The 16,665-nt window shown below is 73.0% G+C and carries 19 protein-coding genes; 3 read left to right on the top strand and 16 right to left on the bottom strand.

Going from position 1 to position 16,665, the window contains the following annotated elements; all coding sequences use genetic code 11:
• Positions 1–60 precede the first annotated feature (60 nt).
• Positions 61–369, bottom strand: coding sequence for a co-chaperone GroES (gene groES / locus BS80_RS25400; protein ID WP_035800903.1), 309 nt, complete (start codon positions 367–369; stop codon positions 61–63).
• 236 nt (positions 370–605) lie between these two features.
• Here groES and BS80_RS25395 point away from each other — a divergent pair, with 236 nt between their 5' ends.
• Positions 606–1,775: a class I SAM-dependent methyltransferase gene (locus BS80_RS25395; protein WP_035800902.1), complete on the top strand. Its 1,170-nt coding sequence runs from the start codon at positions 606–608 to the stop codon at positions 1,773–1,775.
• An 11-nt stretch (positions 1,776–1,786) separates the two neighbouring features.
• Here the strand turns inward: BS80_RS25395 and BS80_RS25390 are convergent, their stop codons facing one another.
• Genes BS80_RS25390 through tsaB form a run of 5 tightly spaced genes read right to left on the bottom strand, consistent with a single transcriptional unit; the run spans position 1,787 to position 5,227 of the window.
• Entirely contained in the window at positions 1,787–2,677 is an 891-nt protein-coding gene (locus tag BS80_RS25390; RefSeq protein WP_035800901.1) for a polysaccharide deacetylase family protein, read from the bottom strand.
• Positions 2,678–2,726: 49 nt separating this feature from the next.
• Positions 2,727–2,993, bottom strand: a complete 267-nt coding sequence (locus BS80_RS25385) for a hypothetical protein (RefSeq protein WP_035800899.1) — start codon at positions 2,991–2,993, stop codon at positions 2,727–2,729.
• Positions 2,990–4,078 carry a tRNA (adenosine(37)-N6)-threonylcarbamoyltransferase complex transferase subunit TsaD gene (gene tsaD, locus BS80_RS25380; RefSeq protein ID WP_035800897.1) on the bottom strand — a complete coding sequence of 363 codons (1,089 nt, stop codon included), beginning with the start codon at positions 4,076–4,078 and terminating at the stop codon, positions 2,990–2,992. Before tsaD ends, BS80_RS25385 begins: the two co-directional genes overlap by 4 nt.
• On the bottom strand, positions 4,071–4,541 hold the full coding sequence (gene rimI / locus BS80_RS25375) for a ribosomal protein S18-alanine N-acetyltransferase (RefSeq protein ID WP_051967205.1): 471 nt from the start codon (positions 4,539–4,541) through the stop codon (positions 4,071–4,073). The genes tsaD and rimI overlap by 8 nt, the downstream gene beginning before the upstream one ends.
• 32 nt (positions 4,542–4,573) lie before the next feature.
• Positions 4,574–5,227: a tRNA (adenosine(37)-N6)-threonylcarbamoyltransferase complex dimerization subunit type 1 TsaB gene (tsaB, locus tag BS80_RS25370; RefSeq protein ID WP_035800892.1), complete on the bottom strand. Its 654-nt coding sequence runs from the start codon at positions 5,225–5,227 to the stop codon at positions 4,574–4,576.
• A 139-nt stretch (positions 5,228–5,366) separates the two neighbouring features.
• Between tsaB and BS80_RS25365 the strand changes: the two genes are divergently transcribed.
• The gene (locus BS80_RS25365; protein WP_083975186.1) at positions 5,367–5,930 is read left to right on the top strand and encodes a hypothetical protein; all 564 of its coding nucleotides are present in this window, start codon (positions 5,367–5,369) and stop codon (positions 5,928–5,930) included.
• Here the strand turns inward: BS80_RS25365 and BS80_RS25360 are convergent.
• The 7 genes from BS80_RS25360 to glmS all read right to left on the bottom strand — a co-directional run bounded on the left by BS80_RS25360 (position 5,876) and on the right by glmS (position 12,912).
• Positions 5,876–6,091: a hypothetical protein gene (locus tag BS80_RS25360; RefSeq protein ID WP_035800891.1), complete on the bottom strand. Its 216-nt coding sequence runs from the start codon at positions 6,089–6,091 to the stop codon at positions 5,876–5,878. The genes BS80_RS25365 and BS80_RS25360 overlap by 55 nt on opposite strands.
• 98 nt (positions 6,092–6,189) lie before the next feature.
• A complete protein-coding gene (tsaE, locus tag BS80_RS25355) occupies positions 6,190–6,708 on the bottom strand; it encodes a tRNA (adenosine(37)-N6)-threonylcarbamoyltransferase complex ATPase subunit type 1 TsaE (RefSeq protein ID WP_035800890.1) in 519 nt (172 codons plus the stop codon).
• Positions 6,709–6,765: 57 nt separating this feature from the next.
• Positions 6,766–7,914, bottom strand: coding sequence for an alpha/beta fold hydrolase (locus BS80_RS25350; RefSeq protein WP_035800889.1), 1,149 nt, complete (start codon positions 7,912–7,914; stop codon positions 6,766–6,768).
• Positions 7,911–9,113: an alanine racemase gene (gene alr, locus BS80_RS25345; RefSeq protein WP_035800886.1), complete on the bottom strand. Its 1,203-nt coding sequence runs from the start codon at positions 9,111–9,113 to the stop codon at positions 7,911–7,913. Before alr ends, BS80_RS25350 begins: the two co-directional genes overlap by 4 nt.
• Before the next feature lie 5 nt (positions 9,114–9,118).
• On the bottom strand, positions 9,119–10,594 hold the full coding sequence (locus BS80_RS25340) for an NAD(P)H-hydrate dehydratase (protein WP_035800885.1): 1,476 nt from the start codon (positions 10,592–10,594) through the stop codon (positions 9,119–9,121).
• A 28-nt stretch (positions 10,595–10,622) separates the two neighbouring features.
• On the bottom strand, positions 10,623–10,991 hold the full coding sequence (locus tag BS80_RS25335) for a holo-ACP synthase (RefSeq protein WP_035800884.1): 369 nt from the start codon (positions 10,989–10,991) through the stop codon (positions 10,623–10,625).
• A gap of 64 nt (positions 10,992–11,055) precedes the next feature.
• Positions 11,056–12,912 (bottom strand): glutamine--fructose-6-phosphate transaminase (isomerizing), encoded by a 1,857-nt coding sequence (gene glmS / locus BS80_RS25330; RefSeq protein ID WP_083975184.1) that lies wholly within the window; start codon positions 12,910–12,912, stop codon positions 11,056–11,058.
• A gap of 100 nt (positions 12,913–13,012) precedes the next feature.
• On the opposite strand from glmS, the gene coaA reads away from it, so the two are divergent.
• Entirely contained in the window at positions 13,013–14,011 is a 999-nt protein-coding gene (coaA, locus tag BS80_RS25325; RefSeq protein ID WP_083975182.1) for a type I pantothenate kinase, read from the top strand.
• 7 nt (positions 14,012–14,018) lie between these two features.
• Here coaA and glmM read toward each other — a convergent pair whose 3' ends face one another.
• The 3 genes from glmM to rplM all read right to left on the bottom strand — a co-directional run bounded on the left by glmM (position 14,019) and on the right by rplM (position 16,579).
• Positions 14,019–15,386 carry a phosphoglucosamine mutase gene (gene glmM / locus BS80_RS25320; protein WP_035800880.1) on the bottom strand — a complete coding sequence of 456 codons (1,368 nt, stop codon included), beginning with the start codon at positions 15,384–15,386 and terminating at the stop codon, positions 14,019–14,021.
• A 189-nt stretch (positions 15,387–15,575) separates the two neighbouring features.
• On the bottom strand, positions 15,576–16,091 hold the full coding sequence (gene rpsI, locus BS80_RS25315; protein WP_035800879.1) for a 30S ribosomal protein S9: 516 nt from the start codon (positions 16,089–16,091) through the stop codon (positions 15,576–15,578).
• A gap of 44 nt (positions 16,092–16,135) precedes the next feature.
• Positions 16,136–16,579, bottom strand: coding sequence for a 50S ribosomal protein L13 (gene rplM / locus BS80_RS25310; RefSeq protein ID WP_035800877.1), 444 nt, complete (start codon positions 16,577–16,579; stop codon positions 16,136–16,138).
• Positions 16,580–16,665: the final 86 nt, after the last annotated feature.

Below are 16,665 nucleotides of genomic sequence, written 5' to 3'. Positions count from 1 at the left end.
CAGTGTTGACACGGATCCGGGGCGAGGCGAGGTGGCGGGCGACTGGCCCGCCGGACTTGCTTACTTCTCGATGATGGCGAGAACGTCGCGAGCCGAGAGGACGAGGTACTCCTCGCCCGCGTACTTCACCTCGGTGCCGCCGTACTTGGAGTACAGGACGACGTCGCCGACGGCGACATCGAGCGGAAGACGCTGGCCGTCCTCGAAGCGGCCCGGGCCGACGGCCAGGACAACGCCCTCCTGGGGCTTCTCCTTGGCGGTGTCCGGGATAACCAGGCCGGAGGCCGTGGTGGTCTCGGCGTCGAGCGGCTGGACCACAATGCGGTCCTCAAGCGGCTTGATGGCAACCTTGCTGCTGGCGGTGGTCACGTCCGAGTTCCCCTTCGGAGATTACGGGGTTGTCTTACAGGTAGGTGGCGACGTCTGCCGGTCTGCCGTCGCGGGGGTCAGACCTGCTCTGTCGCGTTAGCACTCTCCCTGGGGGGAGTGCTAAGCACGACCATAGGCCGCTGTTAGCACTCAGTCAACCAGAGTGCCAACGACGCGCCTGCCGTTTCGCTGTGACCGGTGTGCCCGGGCGCGCCGCGGGCAGGGACAATGGGCGCGTGGAGACCGAGATCTTTGAGGCCCTGCTGACCGACGGGGGCCGGCGGCTGCTGGACGAGCTGCGCGAGTACGCGCCCGGCCAGGAGCTGGCGCTGGCCACCCGGCTGCGCCGCGAGCACCCGGCCGAACTGGTCTCCGCCGCGCTCGCCCAGGCGCAGCTGCGCCAGCGCGCCCGCGCGAAGTTCGGCGAGGACGCCGACCGGATGTACTTCACCCCCAACGGCGTCGAGCAGTCCACCCGGCGCAGCGTGGCCGAGTGGCGGGCGCGGCGGTTCGCGGAGCTCGGGGTGCGGCGGCTGGCCGACCTGTGCGGCGGGATCGGCGGCGACGCCATCGCGCTGGCCCGGGCCGGCATCGAGGTCCTGGCCGTCGACCGCGACCCGCTGGCCTGCGCGGCCGCCACCGCCAACGCCGCCGCGCTGGGGCTGGCCGACCTGATCCGGGTGCGCTGCGCCGACGTCACCGAGGTCGACGTCACGGGCTTCGACGCGGTCTTCACCGACCCCGCCCGGCGCACCTCCAAGGGCAGGGTCTTCGACCCGGCCGCGTACTCCCCGCCGCTCTCCTGGGCCGTCGAGGCCGGCCGCCGCACCCCGTTCGGCGCGCTCAAGGTGGCCCCGGGCATCCCGCACGACCTCGTCCCCGAGGACGCCGAGGCGGAGTGGGTCTCCGACCACGGGGACGTCAAGGAGGCGGTGCTCTGGTTCGGCACCAAGGCCGCCGAGCCGCACCGGGCCACCCTGCTCCCCGGTGACCGGACGCTGACCGGCGGCCGGCTGCCCGACCCGCCGGCGGGCCCGGTCCGGCGCTACCTCTACGAGCCGGACGGCGCGGTGATCCGCGCCCACCTGGTCGCCGAGGTCGCCGAGCAGATCGACGGCACGCTGATCGACCCGATGATCGCCTATCTGACGTCCGACCAGCTGGTGGCGACCCCGTACGCGCACGCCTACGAGATCACCGACCAGCTGCCGTTCAACGTCAAGAAGCTCAAGTCCCTGCTGCGCAAGCGCGAGGTGGGCACCGTGGTGATCAAGAAGCGCGGCATCGGCCTGACCCCGGAGGAGCTGCGCCGCGCGCTCAAGCCCGAGGGGCCGAACGCGGCGACCGTCTTCATGACCCGGATCGGCACCACCCCGGTCATGCTGCTGGGGCAGCCGGCCGGCTGAACCGTGGGCGCTCAGGCGGGCGGCTGGATGTAGTCCTCCAGGCGGGCCACCGAGAAGCCCTGCTCCTGGATGCGGCTGAGCAGTTCGCCGAACATCTCGGTCATCGTCTCGCCCTTGAGGTCCTTGGGACCGCGGAAGTGCGCCAGGATGATGTCGCCGGGCTTCAGCTTCTTGTCGGCGGTCTGGTACTGCATGTCGTGGATCTGCATGGTCTCCTGCCAGAGCACGACCGCGCGCGGACCGCACTGCTGGACGGCGGAGTTGAGGGTCGGGGTGTGCGCACCGTCGCCGTACGGCGGGCGGAACAGGAACGGCGCGGCGCCGTACTGCTGGGTCAGCACCTGCTGGTCGCCGCAGACCTCGGCCTTCTGCTGGGCGGCGGACTTGGTGCTCATCGCCGGGTGGTGCAGCGTGTGGTTCTGGATCAGGTTGCCCTGCGCCTGCAGCGGCTTGAAGTAGCCGTAGTTGTTCTTGATGGCGTCGTCCATCAGGAACATCGTGACCGGGACCTTGAGGTCGTTCATCATCTCGATGAACTTGGGATCCTTCTCCTCGCCGTCGTCGATCGTCACGAAGACCACCTTGTCGGTGGTCGGGATCGAGCTGATCACCGGGACGGTACCGGTCTTGGTGAGCTTGACCGGCTTGTCCGCCGGAGCCGCCGGAGCCGGCTGCATCGGCTGGAGCTTCCACTTGGCCCAGGCCGCCGCCGCGGCGCCGGCCGCCGGGGCCGAGGAGGCGGGAGCGGGCGGCAGCGCGGTCTGCACCGGCTGCGCGGAGGCCGCGGGCGACAGCGCGCCCGGCGCGCTCTTGGCGCTGCTGCCGCAGCCGCTGATCGCGGCGACCAGCGCCAGCGAGCCGGCCAGATAGATCCTCGTCCGGCCCCAGTCGTACGTCTTCACCGCGTGGCGCTCCCCGGGCTGCTGTTCGGTCAGGTTTCGACCCCGAACGCTACCTTGCTTGCGCGACATACTCACTGTTGAACGACCAGCGGTGCACCGGCCTGGCGAGCAGCGCGGCCGGCGGCTCGGGGACGGCCACCGGATCGGTCCCCTCCCACCAGCCGATCAGCAGCACACGCTCGCCGGGCGCGCTGAACAGCTCGACCCGGGCCGCGCCCTGGAGTGCGGGGACCGCGTTCTCCCTTGCCCAGTCCAGCAGTTGGGCGGCCCGGCCGTCAGCGGCCCGGGCCTCCCACATCGCCGCGACCGTGCTCACGCGCCGCCGCCCAGCGCGCGGTACGCCTCGCCGTGAACGTCGTTGTGCGGCACCGAGACCTCGGTGACCGGCAGCGAGGAGTCCGCCGACAGCTCCAGCGAGGAGGAGGCGCGGCCCCGCCAGACCATCTCCGAACCGAGCGCCGCCACCATCGCGCCGTTGTCCGTGCAGAGCCCCGGACGCGGAACGCGCAGCGTGATGCCGGCCTTGTCGCAGCGCTGCTGGGCCATCTCGCGCAGCCGCGAGTTGGCCGCCACACCGCCGCCGATCATCAGGTGGTCCACGCCGTTCTCCCGGCAGGCCTTGACCGCCTTGCGGGTCAGCACGTCGGTGACGGCCTCCTGGAAGGACGCGGCGACGTCCGCGACCGGCACGTCCTCGCCGGCCCGCCGCCGGCCCTCCACCCAGCGGGCGACGGCGGTCTTCAGGCCGGAGAACGAGAAGTCGTAGGCGGGGTCCTTGGCGCCGCTCAGGCCCCGCGGGAAGGCGATCGCCTTCGGGTCGCCCTCGCGCGCCATCCGGTCCACCACCGGGCCGCCGGGGAAGCCGAGGCCCAGCACCCGGGCCACCTTGTCGAAGGCCTCGCCGGCCGCGTCGTCGATGGTCGCGCCGAGCGGGCGGACGTCGGAGGTGATGTCGGTGGTCAGCAGCAGCGAGGAGTGGCCGCCGGAGACCAGCAGCGCCATCGTCGGCTCGGGCAGCCGGCCGTGCTCCAGCTGGTCCACGCAGATGTGCGAGGCCAGGTGGTTGACGCCGTACAGCGGCTTGTCCAGCGCCCAGGCGTAGGCCTTGGCCGCCGAGACGCCGACCAGCAGCGCGCCGGCCAGGCCCGGGCCCGCGGTGACCGCGATGCCGTCCAGGTCGGACGCCTTGATGCCGGCGGTGTCCAGTGCGCGCTGGATGGTGGGGACCATCGCCTCCAGGTGCGCGCGGCTGGCGATCTCGGGGACCACACCGCCGAAGCGGGCGTGGTCGTTGACGCTGGAGGCCACCGCGTCGGCCAGCAGGGTGGTGCCCCGCACGATGCCGACGCCGGTCTCGTCGCAGGAGGTCTCGATGCCGAGGACGAGCGGTTCGTCAGCCATGGAGGGATTCCTTCAGATCATCGTTCGGGTGGTCGAGGCGCATCACCAGGGCATCGACGTTGATCGGCTGGTAGTAGCCGCGCCGGATGCCGACCGGCACGAAGCCGAAGCGCTCGTAGAGCCGCTGGGCCCGCAGGTTGTCGACCCGCACCTCCAGCAGCAGTTCGGTGCAACCGCGCCGGACGGACTCCTCGACCAGGTCGGTGAGCAGCAACGCGCCGAGCCCCAGGCCCTGGTGGCGCTCGTCGACGGCGATGGTCTGGACGTCGCCCTCGGTGCCGACGGCCATCAGGCCGGCGTAGCCGACGATCGTGCCGTCCTCGGTGGTGGCCACCGTGAAGTGGCGGTTGCCGCCGGGGTGGGTCTCGGCCAGCTCGGACCAGTACATGGCCGGCGACCAGGCGTCGTCGGGGAAGAGCCGCAGCTCCAGCGCCATCACCGGGTCGATGTCCCACCAGCGCATCGGCCGCAGCGTGGTGCGCACGTGCACAGCCGTCACGCCGGGAGCACCGCCTTGTAGCCCGCGGGCACCTGGGCGTCGGGGCGGCGCAGGTAGAGCGGGAGGGGGGCCAGGAGTTCGCGGCCGGCCGCCAGTTCGGTGGCGGCGAAGTCGGCCATCGCGCCCGCCGAGACGTGCTCGGGGGCGCGGGCGTCGGGGAACGCGTCGCGGTAGAGCAGCGCGCCGGCACCGACCGCGACCGGACGGGCCGTCAACTCGGCGGGCCGGTCGACCGAGGGACCCTCGGTGCGGACGCCGTCGGCGTCGTAGGAGGCCCAGTAGACCTCCTTGCGGCGCGCGTCGGTGGCGACCGTGAACGGGCCGGTCAGCCCCTCGGTGCGGGCCTGGTGGGCGATCGCGTCCAGGGTGCACACGCCGTACACCGGCAGACCGAGCGCATGGCCGAGCGCGGCGGCGGTGACCAGCCCGACCCGCAGACCGGTGTACGGCCCCGGGCCGACCCCGACCACCAGGCCGGTGAGCTGGTGTTTGTCGGCGCCGGCTTCGGCGAGTACCTGCGCGACGGCGGGCAGCAGCAGCTCACCATGGCGACGGGCGTCGACCTGGTGGGTCTGCGCCAGGACGGCCGTGCCGTCATGGACGGCGGCGGTGACGGCGGGGGTAGCGGTGTCGAACGCGAGCAGCAGCACGGTTCCAGGTTAGAGGGTCGGCGGCTCGACCTTTTGTCCCGGTACGGAACACACGTTCTCCAGGGCGCCGAGGAGGACCCCGGAGCTGGCACCATAAGACCGACCAGCACTACGGATGGTGGGAGCACTCGTGGCAAAGATGGGTCCTGGAGTCGTTGTCACCGGTCTGACCCTGGGCGCCCTGGCGGTGGTGAGCCTGCTCGCCGTCCAGGCGAACGGCGCCGAGACCCGCACCGCGGCCGCCGGGCCGCGCCCCAGCGCCAGCGCCTCCCCGTCCGCCCCGGCCGCGCCGAGCGCCTCGCCCTCGGCCGCGCTCGCCGCGCTGCCCGCGGTCTCCGGCACCGGGCGCCGGGTGGTCTACTCGGTGAGCGCCCACCAGGTGTGGCTGGTCGACCCGAAGAAGACCCCGCAGGTGCAGGCCGCGTTCCCGGTGGAGCCCGGTTCGGTCAGCCCGGAGCCGGGCAGCTTCACGGTCTACAGTCGCGCGGCGGCGACCACCGGCACGGACGGCCGGCAGGTCGAGCACGTGGTCCGGTTCGCCCAGCAGAGCGGGACGGTCTTCGGCTTCAGCGCCGCCCTCGACGGAGTAGCCCCCTCTCCCGACCCCAAGGCCAGGACCGGCGGCATCCGGGAGAGCCGGGAGAACGGTCAGACGCTCTGGGACTTCGCCCCGACCGGCACCCGGGTGACCGTGATCGCCTGAGCGCGCCGGCGCCCGGCGCCGGCCTCACCAGGTCGCGGCGGCGTACAGACCGCGGCGGCCGCCGCGGTCGCGGCCAGCAGCGCGCGCATCGGCACCGGGCGTGCGTCGCTCACCGCCGGGCCGCACGGGACGGTCTCCTGAGCGGGGGTGCTGCTCGACATGGCGCCTCCCTAGTTAGGCACACCTAACTGCCGCACCCATCCCATCACGCCCGATGCCGTACCCGCAACATTTTCCCGACAGCGCGTCGGAAAAACCTTCAGCGGGCGTCCAGGACCGCCAGATCGACGCCGTCCCAGCGGCTGCCCAGGCCGTTCAGGACCACCCGGCGCGGGTCCGGCCCGTCCACCGACGCGTCGGCGTCGGCCTCGGCGCCGCCCAGGGCGCGCTCGATCCGCACCTCCAGCCGGTTCTCGGAGAGGTCCTCGACCTTGCCCTCGCCCCACTCGACCACCACCACCGACTCGGGCAGCGACACGTCCAGGTCGAGGTCCTCCATCTCGTCCAGGCCGCCGCCCAGCCGGTAGGCGTCCACATGCACCAGCGCGGGGCCGCCGACCAGCGACGGATGCACCCGGGCGATCACGAAGGTCGGCGAGGTGACCGCCCCGCGCACCCCGAGGCCCACGCCGAGCCCCCGGGTCAGCGTGGTCTTCCCCGCGCCCAGCTCACCGGAGAGCAGCACCAGGTCGCCGGGCCGGAGCAGGCCGGCCAGCCGCGTGCCGAGACCGTTCATCTGTTCGGGGGTGGGGACAGTGAGAGTGGTGTACGAGCCCATGATTCCTCTGCCTGTGTCGGTCGGTCCACGCCAACGGTGCCACAACGCAGGGGGTCGCTACTGCGGCCCGGCCAACTCCCGGATGGCGGGCGGCGGCCGCAGACCAGCGCGGACGGCGGCGCGGCAGAGCAGCGCGGCGAGTCGGCGGTTCACCTCGTCCGGGCACTCCAGCATCACCAGGTGGCCGGCGTCGGGCAGCAGGACGAGCTCGGCGCCGGGCAGCGCGCGGGCGATCGCCTCGCTGTGCGCGGCCGGCGTCAGCAGGTCCTTGGTACCGGCCAGCACCAGGGCCGGGACGCCCGCCATGGTGCCCAGCGCGGTGGCCTTCTCGTGCGCCCCGAACGCCGGGTAGAACTCGGCCACCACGTCGATCGGCGTACTGTCCAGAAGCTGCTCGGCGAACCGGGCCACGGCCGGGTCGACGTCCTTCGCGCCGAACGAGAACCGGCGGTAGAGCACGGCGGCGAGGTCCGCGCCGACCCGCCGGGTGGCCTCCACCAGGCCGACCTGGCTGCCCAGCACCTTCAGCACGCCGGGGCCCAGCCGCCGCCAGACCCGGGCACCCATCGCGGGCAGGCCCAGCGTGACGGTGTCCCAGTCGCCCGCCGTGGTGCCGATCAGCGCGACGCCGACCACCCGCTCCCGGAACAGCTCCGGGTGCTGGTCGGCCAGCGCCATCACCGTCATGCCGCCCATCGAGTGGCCCACCAGCACGACGGGCCCGGTCGGGACGACCGCGTCCAGCACGGCCTTCAGGTCCGAGCCCAGCTGGTCGATGCTCGCGGGCTCGCCGGCCAGGTAGGAGCGGGAGCGCTCGGAACGCCCGTGGCTGCGCTGGTCCCAGCAGACCAGCCGCAGGCCGCCACGCAGCGCGGCCCGCTGGAAGTGCCAGCTGTCCTGGTTCAGGCAGTAGCCGTGACAGAGCACGACGGTGAGCGCGCCGGCGTCCGGCTCCCCCGCGTCGGGCGCGTCCACCTCGACGTACAGCTCGGTGCCGTCGGCGGCCGCGACGGTGCGCGGGCGGCCGCGCAGCGTGCCGAACGGCGCGGCCGCGTCGAGCTCCTCGCGGGCCCGGCGACGGGTCGCCCGGCCCACCGTCAGCCGGTCGATCGCGACGCCCGCGGCGGCCCCGGCCGCGACCACGCCGACCGAGATGCCGATCAGCCCGGCCCGGCTCACCCCGCCGCCCCCCGCCGACTCGGTCATCCGGCGGTTCCGGCGTCGCCGACCGTGCCACCGAGGTAGCGGCGCGGCACGCGGGCCCCGATCCGGGTGACGATCTCGTACGCGATGGTGCCGGCCGCGCGGGCCCAGTCCTCGGCGGTCGGCTCGCCGCGCTCGCCGTTGCCGAAGACCAGCACCTCCTCGCCGACCTCGGGCGTCTCGCCGGTGAGGTCCACCACGAACTGGTCCATCGCGATCCGCCCGGCCGCGGTCCGCCACTTGCCGTTGATCTGCACCGGCCCGGAGCCGCTGGCCTGCCGGGGCAGCCCGTCGGCGTAGCCGAGCGGGACCAGGCCCAGAGTGGTCTCACCGGGGGTGTGGTAGAGGTGCCCGTAGCTGACGCCGTGCCCGCCCGGCACGGTCTTCACCAGTGCCAGGCGTGCGTGCAGCGCCATCACCGGGCGCAGCCCGAAGTCGGCGGGCGTGCCGATCTCCGGGACCGGCGACACCCCGTACATGGCCAGCCCGGTGCGGACCAGGTCGTAGTGGGCGTCCGGGAGGAGCAGGGTGGCCGGCGAGTTGGCCAGGTGCCGCACCTCGGGCCGGACCCCGGCCCGCTCGGCGTGGTCGAGGGCGGCCGCGAAGGCGTCCTGCTGGGCCCGGATCGACGGGTGGCCGGGCTCGTCCGCGGCGGCGAAGTGCGACCAGAGGCCGACCACCTCGATCAGCCCCTCCGCCTGGGCGCGCAGGGCGGCGTCCACCAGGTCGGGCCAGTCGTGCGGCTGGCAGCCGTTGCGGCCCAGGCCGGTGTCGGCCTTGAGGTGCACCCGGCCGGGGACCCCGGTCAGCCGGACGGCCGCGAGCAGCTCGTCCAGCGCCCAGCGGCCGCTCACCGAGATGTCCACCGAGGCCCGCAGCGCCTCGGCCCACGGGCCGCCGGGCGTCCAGAGCCAGCACAGGATGCGGGCCCGCTCCGGGCCGATGCCCCCGGCGCGCAGCGCGAGCGCCTCGTCGGGCGTCGCGGTGCCGAGCCAGCGGACACCCGCCGCCACCGCCTCCAGGGCGCACGGCAGCGCGCCGTGGCCGTAGCCGTTGGCCTTCACCACGGCCATCAGCTGGGCGCTCGGCGCGCGCTCCCGCAGAGCCGCGAGGTTGCCGCGCAGCGCCGCCAGATCGATGGCGGCCTCGGCGCGCACTCCGTCAGCGAGCATGGCGGTCCCGGTCGTCGTCGCAGTTGTCATCCCGGTCAGTCTCCCAGACCTGCGGTGATTACCGTCCGACGCCCCTGCACCGCGCGCCAGGCGGCCGGCAGGGCGGCGGCGACCTCCGAGGCGGTGACCGGCGCGCCGGGGCCGCCCGCGCCGTCGGCCGCGGCGGCGAACCGGCCGGCCAGGCCGTGCAGGTAGGCGGCGGCCGGCGCCGCGTCCCACGGGTCCAGCCCGGCGGCCAACAGGGCGCCGGCCAGGCCGGCCAGCACGTCACCGCTGCCCGCCGTGGCCAGCCACGAGGTGCCGGTGGGGTTGACCCGGGCGGCGCCGTCGGGGCGGGCGACCACCGTGGTGGAGCCCTTGAGCAGGACGGTCGCGCCGAAGCGGACGGCCAGTTCGCGGGCGTGTCGCAGCCGGGCGGCGGCGACCTGGTCCGCCGTCACCCCGCCGCCGAGCAGCCGGGCCGCCTCGCCGGCGTGCGGGGTCAGCAACGTCGGCGCGCTGCGGCCGGCCAGTTCGGCGGGGCCGCGGCGGGCCAGTTCGGTCAGGCAGTCGGCGTCGACGAGCGCGGGGACCTCGGAGGCCAGCGCGTCGGACAGCGCGTCGGGGGCGTCGTCGCCGGAGCCCGGTCCGACCACCCAGGCCTGCACCCGGCCGGGGGTGAGCAGCACCTCGGGGTGGCGCCGGACCACCTCCTCGGCCGGCCGGCCCTGGTAGCGGACCGCGCCCGCGCCACCGTGCAGCGCCCCCGCGACGGCCAGCAGGGCGGCGCCGGGGTAGCGCTCGGAGCCCGCGAGCAGGCCCAGGACGCCGCGGCGGTACTTGTCGCTCTCGGCGGCCGGGCGGGGCAGCAGGGCCGCCAGGTCGGCGTGCTGGAGGGCCTCGACGGCGGCCCCGGCGGGCGCCAGACCGATCGGCACCAGCTGGAGCGCGCCGGCGTACGAGGCGCCGGGGTCCACCAGCAGGCCGGGCTTGTACGTCCCGAAGGTCACCGTGACGTCGGCGCGCAGGGCTGCTCCGGCGACCTCGCCGGTGTCGGCGTCGACGCCGCTCGGCAGGTCCACCGCGACCAGCACCCCGGTCCGCGGCGCCGTCGCGTACGGCTGGGCCGCCGGGCGCAGGCCGCCACTCCCGCCGATGCCGACGATGCCGTCGAGGACGAGGTCAGCGCGCCGGAAGTCGGCCAGGCCGACGTCCTGATCCGTGGTCACCTGGCCGCCGGCCGCCCGCAGCGCCGCCAGGCCGGCCGGGTGGGCGCGGTCCGCGCTGAGCAGCACGGCCCGGACGGCCGCCCCGCGGCGGGCCAGCCGGGCGCCCGCGAAGAGCGCGTCGCCGCCGTTGTCACCGCTGCCGGCCAGCACCAGGACGCGGCTGCCGTAGACCCGCCCCCGACGCTCCGTCAGCAGCCGCGCGCAGGTGGCGGCCAGGCCGGCCACCGCGCGGTCCATCAGCGGCTGCCCGGCCAGCGCGGCCTCGGCGGCGCGGACCTGTTCGACGGTGTGAGCGTGGCGCATGGCTCGACGCTACCCGCTGCGGGCCGACTCAGCCTTCGGCGATCACCACGGCGGTCGCCACACCCGCGTCGTGGCTCAGCGACAGGTGCCAGGAGCGGATGCCCAGCCGGTCACCCAGCGCCGCGATGGTCCCCTTGACGTGCAAAGTCGGCCGGCCCGACTCCTCGGCCCGCACCTCCGCGTCGTGCCACTCCAGCCCGCCCGGCGCGCCGACCGCCTTGGCCAGCGCCTCCTTGGCGGCGAAGCGCGCCGCCAGCGAGGCCGCGCCACGCCGGGCCCCGCTCGGGAGCAGCTGCTCCGCCGGGGTGAACAGCCGGTCGGCCATCTCCGGCGTGCGCTCCAGCGCGGCCGCGAAGCGCTCGATGGAGGCGACGTCGATTCCCACTCCGATGATCACCCCGCCGACGATACCGGCCCCCCACGGCGATGCGCAGGGGGCCGGGAACGTCGCTACGCCACCGCTACTCGACGGTGACGGACTTCGCCAGGTTGCGCGGCTGGTCCACCTCGTGGCCCTTGGCCGTCGCCAGCTCGCAGGCGAAGACCTGGAGCGGGACGGTGGACACCAGCGGCTGGAGCAGCGTCGGCGTCACCGGGATGCGGATCAGGTGGTCGGCGTACGGCACGACCGCCTCGTCACCCTCCTCGGCGATCACGATGGTCCGCGCACCGCGGGCCCGGATCTCCTGGATGTTGGAGACGATCTTGTCGTGCAGGATCGACCGCCCGCGCGGCGAGGGAACGACGACCACGACCGGCAGCCCCTCCTCGATCAGCGCGATCGGACCGTGCTTCAGCTCGCCGGCCGCGAAGCCCTCGGCGTGCATGTACGCCAGCTCCTTGAGCTTGAGCGCACCCTCCAGCGCCACCGGGAAGCCCACGTGGCGGCCGAGGAAGAGCACCGAGTTGGCGTCCGCCAGCGAGCGGGCCAGCTCGCGCACCGGCTCCATGGTCTCCAGCACCTGCTCGACCTGGCGCGGCGCGTCCGCGAGCTGCTCGATGACGGCGCGGATCTCGTCGCCCCACTTGGTGCCGCGCACCTGGCCCAGGTACAGGGCGACCAGGTAGCAGGCGACCAGCTGGGTCAGGAACGCCTTGGTGGAGGCGACCGCGACCTCGGGGCCGGCGTGCGTGTAGAGCACGGCGTCCGACTCGCGCGGGATCGTCGACCCGTTGGTGTTGCAGATCGCCAGCACCTTGGCGCCCTGCTCGCGGGCGTGCCGCAGCGCCATCAGGGTGTCCATGGTCTCGCCGGACTGCGAGATCGCGATCACCAGCGTGCGGTCGTCCAGGATCGGGTCCCGGTAGCGGAACTCCGAGGCCACCTCGACCTCGCACGGGACGCGGGTCCAGTGCTCGATGGCGTACTTGGCGATCATGCCGGCGTGGAACGCGGTGCCGCAGGCCACGATGACGACCTTGTCGACCTCGCGCAGCACCGAGTCCGGGATGCGCACCTCGTCCAGGGTCAGCCGGCCGTCCGTGCCGATCCGGCCGAGCAGGGTGTCCGCGACCGCCTTCGGCTGCTCGGCGATCTCCTTGAGCATGAAGTAGTCGTAGCCGCCCTTCTCGGCGGCCGAGGCGTCCCAGTCCACGTGGTACTCGCGGACCTCGGCGGGGGTGCCGTCGAAGTTGGTGACGGTCACCGCGTCGCCACGCAGCTCCACGACCTGGTCCTGGCCCAGCTCGATCGCCTCGCGGGTGTGCGCGATGAACGCCGAGACGTCCGAGGCGAGGAAGTTCTCGCCCACGCCGCGCCCGACCACCAGCGGCGAGTTGCGGCGCGCGCCGACCACCACGTCCGGAGCGTCCGCGTGCACCGCGACCAGCGTGAACGCGCCGTCCAGCTGGCGGCAGACGATCCGCATGGCCTCGGCCAGGTCGCCGGTGTAGGCCTCGGCCAGCAGGTGGGCGACCACCTCGGTGTCGGTCTCCGAGCGCAGCGTGTGGCCGCGCTCGGCCAGCTCGGCCCGCAGCCAGGCGAAGTTCTCGATGATGCCGTTGTGCACCACCGCGACCCGCAGCGCGTCGTCCAGGTGAGGGTGGGCGTTGGCGTCGGTCGGACCGCCGTGGGTGGCCCAACGGGTGTGGCCGATGCCGGTGGTGCCGCCGGGGAGAGGGGCCTCGGCGAGCGACTTCTCGAGGTTGACGAGCTTGCCGGCCCGCTTGTCGGTGGCGAGGCTCCACTGCCCTGAGGAGTCCGCCGTCTGGATGGCCACGCCGGCTGAGTCGTACCCTCGGTACTCCAGCCGCCGAAGCCCTGCGATCACTACGTCAAGCGCGGGCTGAGAGCCCACATATCCAACAATTCCGCACATGTGTGTCAGCATAAGGGCCGCCCGTTTTCACCCAGGCCAAGCCCGGGACAACGGTGCGTGACCGAGACCACACCACCGGCGCACCCGAGTACGGCCCACAATGGACGTTGTGCTGACCGAACTGTGTACGCGGGGCGCTGCCACCTCGCCCGGCCCGTCGCCGTCTCCGTACGTCGATCTCTCCCGGGCCGAGTGGAGTGCCCTGCGCGACCGAACGCCACTGCCACTCTCCGCGCAGGAGGTGGAGCAACTGCGCGGTCTCGGCACCGCGCTGGACCTGGACGAGGTGCGGGACGTCTACCTGCCGCTCTCCCGGCTGCTCAACCTCTACATCCACGCCACCCACGACCTGCGCGGCGCACTGGGCACCTTCCTCGACATGGGGGACACCGAGCGCACCCGGACGCCGTTCATCATCGGCGTGGCCGGTTCGGTGGCGGTGGGCAAGTCCACCAGCGCCCGTCTGCTGCAGGCCCTGCTCGCGCGCTGGCCCGAGCACCCGCGGGTCGAACTGGTCACCACCGACGGCTTCCTGCTCCCCAACGAGGAGCTGCGCCGGCGCGGTCTGATGGCCCGCAAGGGGTTCCCGGAGTCCTACGACCGCCGGGCGCTGATGCGCTTCGTCGCGGACGTGAAGGCGGGCAAGCAGGAGGTCACCGCGCCGGTCTACTCGCACCTGGTCTACGACATCGTGCCGGACCAGCGGCTCACCGTGCAGCGTCCGGACATCCTGATCGTCGAGGGACTGAACGTCCTGCAGCCGGCCCTGCCCGGCAACGACGGCCGCACCCGGCTCGCAGTGGCCGACTACTTCGACTTCTCGATCTACGTCGACGCCCGCACCGACGACATCGAGCGCTGGTACCTGTCCCGCTTCAAGAAGCTGCGGGACACCGCCTTCCTGGACCCGAGCTCCTACTTCCGCCGCTTCACCGAGGTCCCGGAGGACGAGGCGCTGGAGTACGGCCGGCAGGTCTGGCGGACCATCAACAAGCCCAACCTGCTGGAGAACGTGCTGCCCACCCGCGGCCGGGCGACGCTGGTGTTGCAGAAGGGCGCCGACCACAAGGTCCGCCGCGCCCTTCTGCGCAAACTCTGACCCGACGTCAGCCCAGGTGGGTGCGGACCGCTTCGGCGAGCCGCTCGGCGATCGCCCGGGCCTGCTCCTGGTCGGCCGCCTCCACCATCACCCTGACCAACGGCTCGGTACCGGACGGACGAAGCAACACCCGTCCGGTGCTGCCGAGTTCGGCCTCCGCGATGGCGACGGCCGCGGTCAGCTCGACGCAGTCGGCGACCCGGCTGCGGTCCACGCCCTTGACGTTGATCAGCAGCTGCGGCAGGCGCGTCATCACCGTGGCGAGATCGGCCAACGGCTGCTTGGTGGCGGCCAGTCGGGCGCCGAGCATCAGGCCGGTCAGCGTGCCGTCGCCGGTGGTCGCGTGGTCCAGCAGGATCACGTGGCCGGACTGTTCGCCGCCGAGCGCGTAGCCGTGCGCCTTCATCGCCTCCAGCACGTAGCGGTCACCCACCGCGGTCTGGATCAGCTGGATGCCCTCGCGCTCCATGGCCAGCTTGAAGCCCAGGTTGGACATCACGGTGCCCACCGCGGTGTTGCGGCGCAGCGTGCCGGCCTCCCGCATGGCGACCGCGAGGATGGCGAGGATCTGGTCGCCGTCCACCTCGTTGCCGTCCGCGTCGGCGGCCAGGCAGCGGTCCGCGTCACCGTCCAGCGCGATGCCGAAGTCGGCCTTGTGCTCGCGCATCGCGGCCTGCAGCTGGTCCAGGTGGGTCGAGCCGACACCGTCGTTGATGTTCAGGCCGGTGGGCTCGGCGCCCAGCGTGTAGACCACCTCGGCGCCGGCCCGGGCGAAGGCCTCGGGGGCGACCCGGGCGGCCGCGCCGTGCGCGCCGTCGATGACGACCTTGACGCCGTCCAGCCGGTTCGGCAGCACCGCGACCAGGTGGGCGACGTACTTGTCGAAGCCCTCGGTGTACTCGCGCACCCGGCCGACGGCCGCGCCGGTCGGGCGGGTCCAGTCCTCGGTGGTGCCGTGCGAGTAGCGGTGGTAGTGCGCCTCGATGGCGTCCTCGATGGCGTCGTCCAGCTTGTGGCCGCCGCGGGCGAGGAACTTGATGCCGTTGTCGGGCATCGCGTTGTGGCTGGCGGAGAGCATCACGCCGAAGTCCGCGCCCAGCGAGCCGGTCAGGTACGCGACCGCCGGGGTCGGCAGCACGCCCACCTTGAGGACGTCCACGCCCGCGCTCGCCAGACCGGCGATGACCGCCGCCTCCAGGAACTCGCCCGAGGCACGCGGGTCACGGCCGACCACCGCGACCGGGCGGTGCCCGGCGAACGATCCCGCGTCGCCCAGCACGTGCGCCGCCGCCACCGAGAGGCTCAGCGCCAGCTCGGCGGTCAGCCCCTCATTGGCCACACCACGTACGCCGTCCGTACCGAAGAGTCGTGCCACTGGTTCCGTCCTTTGTCGCCGGCCGCCGGCGGGGGCGCCCAGCGCCGACCCGGCCCGCGGGAAGGAGTCCCCCTGGCCGCCTGACCGGTCCAGGGAGCACGACGCCCCGGGGCACATGAAGTGCTCCGGGGCGTCACTGTCGCACCTGCGGGGTGCGCACCATGTTCCGGTACGCACCCTGCGGCGTGACTAGCGCTTGCTGTACTGCGGGGCCTTGCGGGCCTTCTTGAGACCGGCCTTCTTGCGCTCGACGGCACGGGCGTCACGCATCAGGAAGCCGGCCTTCTTGAGGGCGGGACGGTTGTTGTCCACGTCGACCTCGTTCAGGGCACGGGCCACGCCGAGGCGCAGCGCGTAGGCCTGACCGGAGACGCCGCCACCCGAGATACGGGAGATGACGTCGTAACGGCCGTCCAGCTCAAGGAGCTTGAAGGGCTCGTTCACGGTCTGCTGGTGCACCTTGTTGGGGAAGTAGTTCTCCAGGGTGCGACCGTTGATCTTCCACTTGCCGGTGCCGGGGACGATGCGCACGCGGGCGATCGCCTCCTTGCGACGGCCCAGGCCGGCGGCCGGGATGGCCTCGGCGAAGCGGCCGACCGAGGACTCGGTCGAGTAGGAGGTCTCTTCCTCAGAGGTGTACTCGGTGAGCTCCACCTCGTCGTTGAAGTCGACCTCAAGGGTGGTCTCAGCGGCAGTCTCGGCCACGGTGTTCCTCAGCTTTTCAGTGATGGGGGGCTTGGTGGCCGGAATTACTGCGCGACCTGGGTGATCTCGAACGGAACCGGCATCTGCGCAGCGTGCGGGTGCTGGTCGCCCGAGTAGACCTTCAGCTTCGAGAGCATCTGGCGGCCCAGGGTGTTCTTGGGGATCATGCCCTTGATGGCCTTCTCGACGGCCTTCTCCGGGTTCTTGTCCAGGAGGTCGTCGTAGCGGACCGAGCGGAGACCGCCCGGGAAACCGCTGTGGCGGTAGGCGAGCTTCTGGGTCTTCTTGTTCCCAGACAGGTGCACCTTGTCCGCGTTGATGATGATGACGAAGTCACCAGTGTCAACGTGCGGCGCGTAGATCGCCTTGTGCTTGCCCCGGAGGAGGTTGGCGGCCTGGGAGGCCAGGCGGCCGAGCACAACGTCTTGCGCGTCGATGACGTGCCACTGACGCTGGACGTCGCCGGGCTTGGGGCTGTACGTACGCACGGTCGTAGCCTTCGCTTTTCAGTGAGTGAGTCCTGACAGGAGCACCTGGACGAGGGATCAGCCCGGACCCGCTTGGACGCAATTCA

Origin of the sequence: Kitasatospora mediocidica KCTC 9733 (assembly GCF_000744225.1) — a bacterium.
In the GTDB taxonomy this organism is placed as follows: Bacteria; Actinomycetota; Actinomycetes; order Streptomycetales; family Streptomycetaceae; genus Kitasatospora; species Kitasatospora mediocidica.
Note: the sequence above shows the minus strand (reverse complement) of the source record. Positions and strands in the feature narration are given on the sequence as shown.

Bases quoted from the DNA above. Each gene is read 5' to 3' on its own strand.
- glmS (WP_083975184.1), bottom strand. From the start codon at position 12,912: ATGTGCGGAATTGTTGGATATGTGGGCTCTCAGCCCGCGCTTGACGTA.
- BS80_RS25365 (WP_083975186.1), top strand. From the start codon at position 5,367: ATGGGTCCTGGAGTCGTTGTCACCGGTCTGACCCTGGGCGCCCTGGCG.
- BS80_RS25350 (WP_035800889.1), bottom strand. From the start codon at position 7,914: ATGACCGAGTCGGCGGGGGGCGGCGGGGTGAGCCGGGCCGGGCTGATC.
- rimI (WP_051967205.1), bottom strand. From the start codon at position 4,541: ATGCGCTGGTGGGACATCGACCCGGTGATGGCGCTGGAGCTGCGGCTC.
- BS80_RS25360 (WP_035800891.1), bottom strand. From the start codon at position 6,091: ATGTCGAGCAGCACCCCCGCTCAGGAGACCGTCCCGTGCGGCCCGGCG.
- tsaD (WP_035800897.1), bottom strand. From the start codon at position 4,078: ATGGCTGACGAACCGCTCGTCCTCGGCATCGAGACCTCCTGCGACGAG.
- BS80_RS25340 (WP_035800885.1), bottom strand. From the start codon at position 10,594: ATGCGCCACGCTCACACCGTCGAACAGGTCCGCGCCGCCGAGGCCGCG.
- coaA (WP_083975182.1), top strand. From the start codon at position 13,013: ATGGACGTTGTGCTGACCGAACTGTGTACGCGGGGCGCTGCCACCTCG.
- alr (WP_035800886.1), bottom strand. From the start codon at position 9,113: ATGACAACTGCGACGACGACCGGGACCGCCATGCTCGCTGACGGAGTG.
- tsaE (WP_035800890.1), bottom strand. From the start codon at position 6,708: ATGGGCTCGTACACCACTCTCACTGTCCCCACCCCCGAACAGATGAAC.